Below are 12,832 nucleotides of genomic sequence, written 5' to 3'. Positions count from 1 at the left end.
CGATCATCGGGCCTTTTTCCAATCACCGCAAATGCGCAGTTATACCCATAAATCCGGCGACCGAAACCGGACCTATGGCACAGTATTCTGTGTCACACCGCCACTGGCCACAGCGGCGTTGGCTCGGTGGGACCATCCGGGTCCTGGGGCCGACTCTGGCGCTGCAGATAATCCAAGATGGCGTCTTTCAGATCACTGCCCTGACCCAGGCCCTGATTGCCGAACAGGCGGTTGAATTCCAGCACATAGGGATAGCCTTCCACCAGGGCGATATCAAAGCCGGCATGGTCTACTTCCAGCTCCCGGGCCAGGCGCAGGGCCAGATCGGTAGCCACCGCCGGCACATCACCAGCCACAATCTGGCCGCCTCTGGCGACGTTGTTGTAGAACCCCTGCTCCGCCTGGGTACGCCAGTAGGCGGTCACCACCCGATCACCCACCACAACCACCCGCACATCCCGGTCAATCGGAAGGTATTCCTGCACGTAGAGAACGTCTGTGCGATCACAATACTTCAGCCATTCGGCCCGGGACTCGATCAACCACACACCTTCGCCCATGCTGGCCTTGGGGAGTTTGGCCACGAAAGGCAGGGCCATGGTGTCCCACAGCATGTCACGTTCCTGTGGACCATTGGCTTCAATCAAGGTCCAGGGTGTGTGTTCCGGTGCCACGGTCTGAAAGGCGCGGGTCATTTCCACTTTGTCGTGACCAATGCGATAACTGGCGATACTGGGGAACACCCGGCACTTCAAGCCATGCACCAGGGCGTTGATCTGCCAGTATTCCGGGAACAGCACCCAGTCCGCCTCCTGCAGCAGCGGCTTGTGGCGCAGGAAATGCTCGGGCTTCAGTACAGTGGTGTCGGGAAAGCCAAGGGTACGGAACACGTTGAATGAGACAAGGTGCATGGTGACAGCCGCACAGAGTGAAAATTGGCTGCATTTTATCCAGCTTTGGAACCCTGGCAAGGGTTATTTTGTCCGTAAATTGACCGATCTCATGGCGATAGTTAATGCTACTGACAATAATTCGCATTAGTTATCACTAATGAGGAACCGACCATGACAAAACACCTGATGCTGGCCACTGCCACCCTGCTGTTCACCCTTCCGGCCTTCGCCGATGATGAGTACGATCACTACAAAGGCGAACCCTCGAAAACCCTGGAGCAGGCGGTGGCCAATTTCTCCGAGTACAACAACCGGCTTGAGCAGGTGTTGGCCGGTGATCTGACACCAGAGGCGATGAGCGAAGTCCATCAGCTCACCTACACTCTGGAAAATGCCCTGGGCAAACTGGACCATGAGCTGGAAGACATTGCCGAGCGGCTGGAGAAAGTACACAAGGCTTCCGAGCACGCAGCCCCGGATACCGTGAAAGAGCAAGGCGCGGTGTATCTGGAAAAGAGCCGGTCCATCATCCGGTAACGGCCACGGGCTGCTAAGCTCCGGTTACTACTCGCTAATTTACCGGAGCCTGCCATGGGCGCGTTAGCCTGCGGAGCGTTTTTTTGTTCCCTGCTGAGCCTGGGCCGTGAGCGGATCTTCCGGCCAGGGGTGTTTCGGGTAGCGGCCCCGGAGTTCTTTTCGTACCTGTGGATAGGCGTTCTGCCAGAAGCTGGCGAGATCTGCCGTGACCGCCAGCGGGCGCTGGGCCGGGGACAGGAGGTGGGTTACCACTGGCACCCGGCCGGCCGCCACCGTCGGTGTTTCAGTCCAGCCAAACAGGGCCTGCAGCTTGGCAGCCAGCACCGGGCCGTTGTCGGCAGTGTAATCCAGCATCACCTTCTGGCCAGTGGGAATGGCCAGGGCTTTCGGAGCCAGTTCATCCAGTTGTTGTTGCTGTGGATAATCGAGCAGGCTGTTCAGGGCGGATACCAGATCTAGCCGGGCCAGATCCGACCACCGCTGCATGCCGACCATAAACGGCGCCAACCAGCTTTCCACACCGGCGAGCAGGGCAGAATCCGTCACATCCGGCCAGTGACCGGGGAACTGTGTGGCCAGTAACTGCACCCGGGCCTGCCACTGGCGGGCGGCCTCATTCCAGGGCAGCCGGTCCAGTCCTTTGCGACGGACGGCATCCAGCAAACCCTGCTGGATCAGTTCGGGGGCCACCTGTTGCAACGGCTTTTCCGCCAGTATCAGGGCGCCAAGCTTGCGTACGTGACGCGCCACCACTGTGCCCCGCTTGTCGTCCCAGAGGGCCTCTTCCCGTTCTTCTATGTGCGCAGCCAGGTCCTGCTCCAGATCTGCAAGGTCCACCGGCGCCGCCAGATAGATCGTGGCCTCCCGGGCCTTGCCGTCCAGATCCGCGGCCACCAGCCAGTCCTCCCGGGCCAGCGGATCATCGTCCCTCAGGCTCGCCCCCTTGCCATTACTGAGCTGGTAGCGCGGCGCCTCGCCCGAACGGCGGCGAGCAATGCGGTCCGGATAAGCCTGGGCTAAAACCCGGCCCACCTCGGTAGCAACGGGTTCGCTCCGTGACCCCCGCTCCCGGCACAACCGTTTCGCCGCCTGCCGTACCGCCTGTAACCGGGCCGTATCCAGACCACGGGGTGGCCGTTGTCCCCGTACCACCCGGATCCGTTCGTGCAAATCCGCACCGGAGCCTGGCCCCAGCAAATCACGCTCTTCCAGCAATGCCGCCAGCTCCGCCGCCAGCTGGCCAAATCCCAGGGCCCTGCCCCGGAGAACCATATGGGCCAGACGAGGGTGCATCCCCAGATCCCGGGCGGCCTTGCCGTGATCGGTAATAGCACCGTCAGCATCCAGCAAATCCAGCCACTGCAATAAATCCACCGCCTGCTGCCAGTGGGCTTGTGGCGGCGCATCAATCCAGGCCACCTGATCCGGTGAACGAGCCCCCCACTGGGCCAGCTCCAGTACCAGCGGCGCCAGGTCCGCCTCCTGAATCTCCGCTGGCGTGAACTCAGCCAGCCCAAACTGCTCCGACTCGCTCCATAACCGGTAGCACACCCCCGGTTCGACCCGTCCGGCCCGGCCTTTACGCTGCTCGGCAGAGGCTTTGGACACCCGGCCGGTGATCAGGCGGGTCATGCCACTGTTGGGATCAAACACGGCCCGGCGCTGCTGGCCGGCATCAACCACTACCCGAACACCTTCAATGGTGAGGCTGGTCTCAGCAATGGCGGTCGCCAGCACCACCTTGCGAGAACCGTCCGGGGCCGGCGCAATGGCCCGATCCTGTTCTTCAGACTTGAGGTTGCCATACAAGGGTGCCAACACCACGTTTTCCGGTAGTTGCCCCGCCAGCTGTTGCGCCACCCGGCGAATTTCACCGGCCCCGGGCAGGAACACCAGCACCGAGCCAGCCTGGTCTCCCAGGACCTCCAGCACCACCGCCGTTACGTGATCCACCATCCGGGCACTGCGGGACAGGGGCCGATAAAGGACATCCACCGGAAACGCCCGGCCTTCACTGGAAATCACCGGCACGTCCCCCAGCATCTTGGCAATGGGCGCGGTATCCAGTGTCGCGGACATCACCAGAAGGCGCAGGTCTTCTCGCAGGGCCTGCTGGCTCTCACGCACCAGTGCCAGCCCCAGATCGGCCTGCAGGGAACGTTCATGGAATTCGTCAAACAGAACAGCGGCATAGTCTTCCAGCATGGGGTCGGTCTGGATCAGGCGGGTGAGTATACCCTCGGTCACTACTTCGATCCGGGTGGTGCCGGAGACCCTGGTATCCAGTCGGGTGCGATAGCCCACCGTCTGCCCGGGCGCCTCTCCCAGTTGCCGGGCCATATACCGCGCTGCCGACCGGGCCGCCAGTCGGCGGGGTTCGAGCATCAGGATTTTGCGGCCATCGCGCCAGGGCGCATCCAGCAGCGCCAACGGTACCCGGGTGGTTTTACCCGCGCCGGGCGGCGCCTGGAGCAAAGCGGTGGTGGTCTTTGCCAGTGTGCGGGTCAGTTCTGGGAGGATGCCATCAATCGGGAGCATGGTACTGGGTGCTTGCCGGAATGTGGCCGCAGTTTACCATGCCTCAGGAGCGGGCATGCCAGGCTTCAGGCCGGGGCACGAAGAACGCGAATACCAGGCCAAACGCCAGCGCTGCCACCCCGATGCCGAAGGCCGACACCAGGGTGCCGCCGGCATCCAGCCACTGTTTGGTCAGCCAGGGGCCGACCATCTGGGTAAAGCCATACAGTGCCACCATTGCTGCCGACAGGCGCGGGCCCTGATGCGGATGCAGCGCGCGCCCGATGCGCTGGGTCAGCAATACCGTACCCAGGAAGGTGCTGCCGACCAGGGCGGCACATAACACCAAGCCCAAGGCGCCAGGCCAGACCACGGTGGCCAGCACACCGGCCAGTTGAATCAGAAAATTCAGGCGAAGGGCGGGCAAGTCTCCCATCAGGGCCCCCAGTTTGTTCCACAGCCAGGGCGCCGGGATGGTGAACAGGGCGACGATCACCCAGGTGCCGTCCAGCAAGGCGTGGCCCTCAGGCAGTTCCAGTTTTGCCAACAGGGGCAGGAAGGTCATGGGCAGGATGTAACCCAGGCCCGCCCCGGCATAGGACAGAAACAGCGGGATGCTGGCGCGATCCAGCAACGGGGTATTGACCACCGCCTTACCGGCGTCATCATGCTGGCGCACCGGTACCTCCAGTTGCCGTAACTGCATGGCACCCCACCAGGCCAGGGGAATCGACAACAGGGCAGCCGGCCACCAGCGCTCCGCGCCCTCCAGCAGGCTGGCGGTTCCGGTAACCAGGCCGCTGGACACCAGCAGCCCTACACCAACACCGATATAGACCAGACCGCTGAGAGAGGCCCGGTTGCGCAGTACCAGCCATTCCAGAATCAGGGCTGGCGCCTGGACGAATACCACGCCGTTAGCCACACCATTCAGCCAGCGGGTGACAGAAATCACCGTCAGCTGGTCGGTCTGGGTCACGATCAGCGTGGTGACCACATGAACCGCCAGGAAAAGAGGCAACATCAGCCGGATCTGGTCGATTCTGTGCCAACGGATGGCCAGCATTGCCCCCATCAGATAGCCGAGGTAGTTCCAGGTGGCCACCACAGCTCCATCCGGCGCGTTGAACTGGTTATCGGCCACCAGGTAGGGCAACAACGGGGTGTAGATGAATCGGCCAAGGCCGTGGACAACCAGCAAAACCAGGCTACCGGCGAGCAGAACCGTAAACAGTTGCCTGGGGGTGGGGGTGTTTGCAGAAGTCATGGCAGAGGCCCGGTCGTCAGGTTATCAACGGAAACCGGGTAGTGTAGGTGACTAACCAATGCTTGTCAGTGAGACCTTCGCCTCAGCCTGGCTGGCGATTGGCGTTGGCCCACTGGTAGATGCGCTCAAAGGCTTCGGCCAGCTGGTCCGGCTTGTGGGGTGGCTGGATCAGCGCCTGAACGTCGCCGTCCGGATTGAGCAAGGCAAAATGCCCGCTGTGGTCCACCAGCAACTCCCCATTCACCTGTCGGTGCACAAATACTGCGCTCACGCTCTTGGCGACCTGTCTCAGGGTGTCGAGATCGCCGGTCAGGCCGTGGAAATGCTCACCAAAGAAATCGGTATAGGCCTTCAGTTTCGCCGGGGTATCGTGCTCCGGGTCTGCCGAGACCAGCAGATAGTCCGGTTGGGGTAATTCCGGAGACAGCAACTGGTCGGTACGGCGCAGATTGGCCATGGCAGCGGGGCAGATGTCCGGGCAATTGGTGTAGCCCACGAACACGAAGGTCCACCGGCCCCGGAGATCTTCCCGGGTGACCGTCTCACCTTCCTCGTTGGTCAGAGAGAACTCCACCAGGGGCCGTGGCTGGTCGTAGACATAGGCGTTGTACTGGCTGAGATCCGGCGCCGGTGCCGGTTCGCCCCCCACCAGAAAGACCTGCCGTCCCACTGTCAGGCCGAACACCAGCACCACCAGCAACAACAGAACAAACAACGTGATCCGAATCGACCGCCCCATAGGGTCTCCCAACCAGGCTTAACCCCGGCCAGTCAGGCCGGGACAAAGACAAAATGATCCACCAGCAACACCACAAACAACGCCATCAGATAGGTGATGGAATATTTGAAGGTGTTCAGCGCTACCCGCCGGTCGTCGCCGCGCAGCAGGCGAACAGCATATTGCAGGAACCTCAAGCCTAGCGCCAGGGCGCCCACCAGGTAAATACCGCCGGACATGCCTGTGACAAACGGTAGCAGACTGACGGCCAGCAGCATCAGGGTATAGAGCAGAATATGCAGTTCGGTGTAACGATTGCCGTGGGTCACCGGCAGCATGGGAATACCAGCCTTGGCGTATTCCTCCTTGCGGTGGATGGCCAGAGCCCAGAAATGCGGTGGCGTCCAGGCGAAGATGATCAGCACCAGCAGCAACGCATGGCCTTCCACCTGGCCAGTGACCGCGGTCCAGCCCAGCAGTGGCGGCATGGCACCGGCCAGCCCGCCGATGACAATGTTCTGTGGCGTCGCCCGTTTCAGGAACAGGGTGTAAACACCGGCGTAACCCACGAGGGAGGCCAACGTCAGCCAGGCGGTCAGCTCGTTCACCTGCCACACCAGCACGACCATACCCAGGGCCGCCAGTACGGTAGCAAACAGCAGGGCGTCCAGCGGCGCAATCCGGCCAGTCGCCACCGGCCGTTTGCGAGTGCGGGCCATCACGGTATCAATCTTCTGATCCACCACGTGGTTCACCACCGCAGCCGCGCCGGCCAGCAGGGCGATTCCCAGGTTGCCGAACAGCAGCACGCTCCATCCGGGAACGCCTGGTGCTGCCAGCAGCATGCCGATCACCGAGGTAAGAATCATCAATGCCACTACCCGGGGCTTGGTCAGTTCCAGGTAATCGCGCCAGGAAATAGGGCTCGCATGCGTTGGATTCTGGATCGGCAGCGCCTTCACTTGCTCGCTCATGCCGTAACCTCCCGGTTTATGGTTGTTGTGTGAGGTGCGGGGGATAGTGCTGGCAGGGCCAGCTGATGATGCCGCCAGATCAGGTGCACCATCGACAGTAACAGGCCAGCGCCCATGGCGTTATGGGCAACGGCAACGATCAGGGGAATGTGCAGCCAGACGTTGGTCAGCCCCAGACAGAACTGGAGCACCAGGGCACCGCCCACCAGAGCGATAGCCCTGTCGAGACCGCTCTGGGCGCGCTGGCGCCACAGCAGCCCCAGCAATATGGCCAGATAACCCAACACAAGGACTGCGCCCAGGCGATGGCTGACGTGAATAGCAACCCGGCCATCGCTGGTCAGCTGGCCGCCCAGATAGTTGGGACCAACATGTTGGGTGATATCAAATCCATGCTGAAAATCCATGCCCTCGGGCCACCACTGACCCTGACAGGTAGGCAGATCGGTACAGGCAACGGCGGCGTAGTTGGCTGCCGTCCAGGCCCCCAGGGCAATCTGGGCAATGACCAGCAGCAAACCGCCATACAGCCAGGGTCGGAGTCTTGCCAGGGATGCCGCCATCGCCGGTCGCGGCGCCTCACTTTCACGTGCCCGCCGCCGGAGCCGCAGGGTCAGCAACAACAACAGGCTCAGGGTGGTAAATCCGCCCAGCAGATGCAGGGCCACCACCTGGGGCCAGAGCTTGAGGGTAACCGTCCACATGCCGAACGCGGCCTGCAACACGATAAAGCCGGCAATGAACAGCGGCAGTTTGACCGGAAGCCCCGCTCTGCGGTTGCGCACCGAGGCAATGGCCAGCCCGAATACCAGTAGTCCCAGGGTACCGGCGGCGTAGCGATGAATCATTTCGGGCCAGCCCTTGGAGACATCCACCGGGGTCTCCGGGAAACGGGCATTGGCAATGGCGATGCGGGTTTCATCCTGGGGCACGGTCAGAAAGCCATAACAGCCAGGCCAGTCCGGGCATCCCAGGCCGGCGTGAACCAGCCGTGTCCAGGCACCGAGCATAATCACCACCACTGCCAGCAAGCAGGCCAGGGTAGCCCAGAACGCCAGTTTCTTTGCTATTGCCCGGGATTGCTCCGGAGACATCGCCGTCATACCGCAGGCCTCCCGTTAGCCAATCTGTGACAGTTTCAGCAGGTGCTTCAGATCTTTAAGCAGCTGTTTGCCGGTGTGTTCGCTGCCATAGTGCATCATTACATTGCCAAACGGGTCGATCAGCAGGATTCTCGGTTGCTGCTCCGGGTTGATCCCGGCGGGCCATGCCGGTGTCTTGCCAGGGGCCGGTTGCAGGCGCTCCATCAACTGGTACTCATCAGACCAGCGCCGCTCCAGATCCGCCGGTACCGTGCCCAGATAGGCGGCACGACCAACACGCGGCGCGTTCTTGCCAAGCGCAACGTTAACCTGGCGAGCCAGATACAGCAGCTGCTCGCAGTCTTCCGTGCAACGTTCCGAAGCCACCAGCATCAGCCATTTCGGGTCGGCGACATCAACACCAAAGCGTGCCTGCAGGGGGTTCCCCGCAGCGGTTTGCAGATTCAGCTCTGCCACTGGCACCGGCGGTTGCACCAACTGCCCCTGATTGCTCTGACCGGCCGGATTAAGCCAGCCGGTGTAAAACATGACCGTCGCCACCAGCATGGGGCCGAACCCCACCGCAAAGAGCAACATGGCGGTGCGCCGGCCCCGCCTGACCTGAGCCGGGCTCGGGCCATCAGAATGAGAGAGAGAGTCAGCCGTTGTCGTTGTCATTGTCGGCTCCTGCCTTGGGTCTTTCGCTGTCTTTTTTATAACTCGCCACCAGAGTCAATATAGTCAGTGCTACCGCCAGTGCAAACCACTGGGCGGCGTATCCGTAGTGCGTCTGCGGGCCCATCACATCCGGCGCCCGGTCCGCCTGGTATGCACCCGGTTGCTGGCTGTCGGCAAGGTGAACAATCATCGGGGCCGGCGTGCTGCCCAACGCCCGGACCCGGCTCTCCGGCAACGCCTGGACCCGTCTCGGCCAGCCGGGTGTATCGGGCTCCTGCGCCCCCAGTACCGGCGGTTCCGGATAGGCCGCCAGCCGGCCCTGAAGGGTAAACAGAGGCTCAGGCGTCAGCACTTCCGGTAGTTGCTCACGACTGGCCGGTGCCGGCACCCAGCCCCGGTTGACCACCACCAAAGGGCCTGAGAGCGGCTCAAAAAGCGTCAGGACTTCGTAACCGGCGCGGCCGTCCCGGGTCCGATTGTCCAGCAACCAGGTCTGCTCCCGGTACCAACCGGTCAGGGTGACCGGTTGGCCCTCCTGCCATCCATCTGCAGCCGCCACATCCTGCCAGTCCCACCCGGCGCTTTCTGAATTCCAGGTCCGCAGCAGACTGGTTTTTTCCGCGGCGCGGTTCAGCTGCCAGACGCCCAGACTGATCAGCAGAGGCAGAAAGACACCGCTGAAGACCAGCAGGCGCCAGTCGAACTGCCAGCGGCGGGAGCTGAAACCCACTTAGCGCCGCTCTGCTATAGTGAAGTAACAAACCGGGGCGTTGTTCCCGGCACCAGAATGCTCAACAGGCTGCGGACCTGAAACAACCGGATTCCTCATGTTAAAACTTGCCATTGTCGTACTGCTGTTCGCCGTCATTATCAGCCTGTTCAGCGGGCTGTTTTTCCTGATTCGGGACGGCGGTAAAACCAACCGTGTGGTGAACTCACTGGCGGTGCGGGTCTCGCTCAGCGTGCTATTACTGGCCGTGGTGCTGATCGCGCTCTGGACCGGCGATCTCACCCTGAACCCGACGCCCTGACTTCACCTGCCTCAGAGCACATACACGAACACAAACAGACCCAGCCAGACCACGTCCACAAAATGCCAGTACCAGGCTGCCGCTTCAAAGCCGAAATGATTGTCGGCGGTGAAATGGCCTTTGATGATCCGGACCAGCATGATGGCGAGCATCAACGTACCCAGCATCACGTGGGCCCCGTGGAAACCCGTTAACATAAAGAACGTGCTGCCATAGATGCCGGACTGCAGGGTCAGGTCCAGGTCCTGATAGGCGTGCATGTACTCGTACCCCTGTACGAACATGAACACCACCGCCAACGCAATGGTGGCTCCCAGCCACAGCTTCACCTTGGCCCGGTGACCCGCTTTCAGGGCATGGTGGGCAATGGTCACGGTGAACGACGAGGTTACCAGCAGGATGGTGTTGATCAGCGGCAGGCCCCAGGGCCCGATCACTTCCTTCGGGCCCGGGTAGGCCTCAGGGTTAGGGTTGTTGACCAGAGGCCAACTGGCCTGAAAGCCTTCCCACAGCATGTTGCTACTGCCTTTATCACCCTCGCCCCCCAGCCAGGGCACCACGAACATCCGAACGTAGAAGAGCGCACCGAAGAAAGCCGCAAAAAACATGACTTCCGAGAAAATGAACCAGCTCATCCCCCAGCGGAAAGATCGGTCCATCTGGTCGCTGTATAGTCCGGCCCGGCTCTCGCGGATAACGCTGCCGAACCAGCCGAACAGCATGTACGCCATGATCAGGGCACCAATCCAGAACATGATCCAGGAACCGGTGGTGCTTTCACCCTGGTTGCCGTTCACCATGATGGCTGCCGCGCCATACAGGGTGACCCCCAGGCCAACGGTAGCGACAATGGGCCACTTGCTCTGTTCGGGAACGTAGTAGGTCTGGTGATCCGCCATAGCTGTCTCCGATGGCTTAGCCGTTATTGTTGGTTGTTTTTGCTGCCCCGGCGGCACCCGATACTTCGGCCTTCTGGCTCTGGTCGTAAAGGGTGTAGGACAGTGTCAGCTTGGTGATGTGTTCCGGCAGTTCCGGATCCACGATAAACACCAGAGGCATTTCTGTGCTTTCGCCGGCTTCCAGGGGCTGCTGGTTGAAACAGAAACACTCGGTCTTGTGGAAGTACAGGGTGCCCTCAGCCGGGGACAGGCTCGGAACTGCCTGTCCGACCATGGCCTGGTCGCTGCCATTTTCGGCGTAGAAATTGACGGTCACCGGCTCACCGGGATGCACCTTGATGCTGCGGGTCACCGGCCGGAATTCCCAGGACATACCCGGACCATTACTGGCCAGGAACTGGACCGTCACGGTGCGGTTGGCATCCACCTGGTTGGTGACCTGCGCTTCGTACCGGCCGCCGGTCTTGCCGTTGATACCGGTGATTTCGCAGAACACGTCGTACAGGGGCACCAAGGCAAAGCCGAAGGCAAACATACCGACCACGCCGGCCATGCACCAGGCAATCACCCGACCGTTGCTGCGTTTGCCGTGTTGCGGTTGTGGCTCTGCCATGGCGACCTCCCGGTTATTTCACTTCCGGCGGTGTCGAGAAAGTGTGATACGGCGCTGGTGAGGGCACCGTCCATTCCAGCCCTTCGGCACCATCCCAGGGTTTGGCGGTGGCCTTCTCGCCCCCTCGCACACACTTCACCACGATGAACAGGAACAGCAACTGACTGACGCCGAACATAAAGGCCCCGATGCTCGACACCATGTTGAAGTCAGCAAACTGCAGCGCGTAGTCCGGAATCCGCCGGGGCATGCCCGCCAGCCCCAGGAAGTGCATGGGGAAGAAAGCCAGGTTCATGCCGATGAACGACAGCCAGAAGTGGGTCTTGGCCAGGGTTTCGTCGTACATGTGGCCGGTCCACTTGGGCAGCCAGAAGTAGGCGGAAGCGAAGATGCCGAAGATGGCACCGGGCACCAGCACATAATGGAAATGCGCGACCACAAAGTAGGTATCGTGGTACTGGAAGTCCGCAGGCGCGATGGCCAGCATCAGACCGGAGAAACCACCGATAGTGAACAGAATGATAAAGGCCACGGCGAACAGCATGGGCGCCTCGAAACTCAGGGAGCCCCGGAACATGGTGGTGACCCAGTTGAACACCTTCACCCCGGTGGGCACGGCAATCAGCATGGTGGCGTACATGAAGAACAACTGCCCGGCCAGTGGAATACCCACGGTAAACATATGGTGCGCCCAGACCACGAACGACAACAGGGCAATGGCACCCACCGCATACACCATGGAGGCATAGCCAAACAGCGGCTTGCGGGAGAAGGCCGCAACAATGTGGGAGATGGCCCCGAACGCCGGCAGGATCATGATGTAAACCTCCGGATGCCCGAAGAACCAGAACACATGCTGGAACAGCACCGGATCGCCACCACCGGAGGCATCAAAGAAACTGGTACCGAAGTTGATGTCCATCAGCATCATGGTCACCACGCCGGCCAGCACCGGCATGACCGCAATCAACAGGAACGCGGTGATCAGCCAGGTCCAGACAAACAGGGGCATTTTCATCAGGGTCATGCCCGGCGCCCGCATGTTGAGAATGGTGGCAATGACATTGATGGCGCCCATGATTGAGGACACCCCCATGATGTGCACCGCGAAGATGAAGAACGTGGTGCTGGGTGGCCCATAGGTGGTGGAAAGCGGCGCATAGAAGGTCCAACCGAAGTTGGGGGCGCCGCCCTGCATGAACAGGGTGGAGACCAGAATCAGGAAGGCGCAGGGCAGCAGCCAGAAACTCCAGTTATTCATGCGCGGCAGTGCCATGTCGGGAGCGCCGATCATCAAGGGCAGCATCCAGTTGGCTAATCCGACAAAGGCCGGCATGACCGCCCCGAACACCATGATCAGACCGTGCATGGTGGTCATCTGGTTAAAGAACTCCGGCTGCACAATCTGCAGGCCGGGCTGGAACAGTTCGGCCCGGATGACCATGGCCATGCTGCCGCCGAGCAGGAACATGGCAAAACTGAACATCAGGTACATGGACCCGATGTCTTTATGGTTTGTGGTCAGCAGCCAGCGGCTGATGCCTTTGGCCGGGCCGTGGTGATGTTCCTGGCTGTGGGTATCTGCAACCGCACTCATGAAAACCCCCGTTACCGCCTTCTGAT

At 61.3% G+C, this 12,832-nt stretch carries 13 protein-coding genes; 2 read left to right on the top strand and 11 right to left on the bottom strand.

Annotation, left to right across the window (positions count from 1 at the left end):
* Nucleotides 1-92: 92 nt before the first annotated feature.
* On the bottom strand, nucleotides 93-911 hold the full coding sequence (locus QPL98_RS08315; protein ID WP_199452055.1) for a RimK family alpha-L-glutamate ligase: 819 nt from the start codon (nucleotides 909-911) through the stop codon (nucleotides 93-95).
* A gap of 153 nt (nucleotides 912-1,064) precedes the next feature.
* Here QPL98_RS08315 and QPL98_RS08310 point away from each other — a divergent pair, with 153 nt between their 5' ends.
* Nucleotides 1,065-1,430 (top strand): DUF6746 family protein, encoded by a 366-nt coding sequence (locus QPL98_RS08310; RefSeq protein WP_113879427.1) that lies wholly within the window; start codon nucleotides 1,065-1,067, stop codon nucleotides 1,428-1,430.
* A 63-nt stretch (nucleotides 1,431-1,493) separates the two neighbouring features.
* Here the strand turns inward: QPL98_RS08310 and hrpB are convergent, their stop codons facing one another.
* The 7 genes from hrpB to QPL98_RS08275 all read right to left on the bottom strand — a co-directional run bounded on the left by hrpB (nucleotide 1,494) and on the right by QPL98_RS08275 (nucleotide 9,396).
* The gene (gene hrpB / locus QPL98_RS08305) at nucleotides 1,494-3,968 is read right to left on the bottom strand and encodes an ATP-dependent helicase HrpB (RefSeq protein WP_303293076.1); all 2,475 of its coding nucleotides are present in this window, start codon (nucleotides 3,966-3,968) and stop codon (nucleotides 1,494-1,496) included.
* A 43-nt stretch (nucleotides 3,969-4,011) separates the two neighbouring features.
* Complete coding sequence (locus tag QPL98_RS08300; RefSeq protein WP_199452058.1) at nucleotides 4,012-5,214, bottom strand: YbfB/YjiJ family MFS transporter; 1,203 nt, start codon at nucleotides 5,212-5,214, stop codon at nucleotides 4,012-4,014.
* Between the two features lie 82 nt (nucleotides 5,215-5,296).
* Entirely contained in the window at nucleotides 5,297-5,953 is a 657-nt protein-coding gene (locus QPL98_RS08295) for an SCO family protein (RefSeq protein WP_141066722.1), read from the bottom strand.
* 32 nt (nucleotides 5,954-5,985) lie between these two features.
* Nucleotides 5,986-6,906: a heme o synthase gene (cyoE, locus tag QPL98_RS08290; RefSeq protein ID WP_141066721.1), complete on the bottom strand. Its 921-nt coding sequence runs from the start codon at nucleotides 6,904-6,906 to the stop codon at nucleotides 5,986-5,988.
* Nucleotides 6,903-8,009, bottom strand: coding sequence for a heme A synthase (locus QPL98_RS08285; RefSeq protein WP_014420046.1), 1,107 nt, complete (start codon nucleotides 8,007-8,009; stop codon nucleotides 6,903-6,905). The genes cyoE and QPL98_RS08285 overlap by 4 nt, the downstream gene beginning before the upstream one ends.
* Nucleotides 8,010-8,024: 15 nt before the next feature.
* Complete coding sequence (locus QPL98_RS08280; protein WP_141066720.1) at nucleotides 8,025-8,666, bottom strand: hypothetical protein; 642 nt, start codon at nucleotides 8,664-8,666, stop codon at nucleotides 8,025-8,027.
* Nucleotides 8,647-9,396: an SURF1 family protein gene (locus tag QPL98_RS08275; protein WP_141066719.1), complete on the bottom strand. Its 750-nt coding sequence runs from the start codon at nucleotides 9,394-9,396 to the stop codon at nucleotides 8,647-8,649. The genes QPL98_RS08280 and QPL98_RS08275 overlap by 20 nt, the downstream gene beginning before the upstream one ends.
* Nucleotides 9,397-9,493: 97 nt before the next feature.
* Between QPL98_RS08275 and QPL98_RS08270 the strand changes: the two genes are divergently transcribed.
* Entirely contained in the window at nucleotides 9,494-9,697 is a 204-nt protein-coding gene (locus QPL98_RS08270) for a twin transmembrane helix small protein (RefSeq protein WP_011783646.1), read from the top strand.
* 11 nt (nucleotides 9,698-9,708) lie between these two features.
* On the opposite strand, the gene QPL98_RS08265 is transcribed toward QPL98_RS08270, so the two are convergent.
* From QPL98_RS08265 to ctaD, 3 genes are read right to left on the bottom strand one after another with little or no spacing between them, the layout of a single operon-like run.
* Nucleotides 9,709-10,596: a cytochrome c oxidase subunit 3 gene (locus QPL98_RS08265; protein ID WP_011783645.1), complete on the bottom strand. Its 888-nt coding sequence runs from the start codon at nucleotides 10,594-10,596 to the stop codon at nucleotides 9,709-9,711.
* Between the two features lie 16 nt (nucleotides 10,597-10,612).
* A complete protein-coding gene (locus QPL98_RS08260; protein WP_199452064.1) occupies nucleotides 10,613-11,209 on the bottom strand; it encodes a cytochrome c oxidase assembly protein in 597 nt (198 codons plus the stop codon).
* 13 nt (nucleotides 11,210-11,222) lie between these two features.
* Nucleotides 11,223-12,806 carry a cytochrome c oxidase subunit I gene (gene ctaD / locus QPL98_RS08255; protein WP_014420041.1) on the bottom strand — a complete coding sequence of 528 codons (1,584 nt, stop codon included), beginning with the start codon at nucleotides 12,804-12,806 and terminating at the stop codon, nucleotides 11,223-11,225.
* Nucleotides 12,807-12,832 lie beyond the last annotated feature (26 nt).

The sequence above is a fragment of the Marinobacter sp. ST-43 genome, from assembly GCF_030541085.1.
Classification (GTDB): Bacteria; Pseudomonadota; Gammaproteobacteria; order Pseudomonadales; family Oleiphilaceae; genus Marinobacter; species Marinobacter nauticus.
The sequence above is the reverse complement of the archived record's forward strand: the minus strand, read 5'-3'. Positions and strand labels throughout refer to the sequence as shown.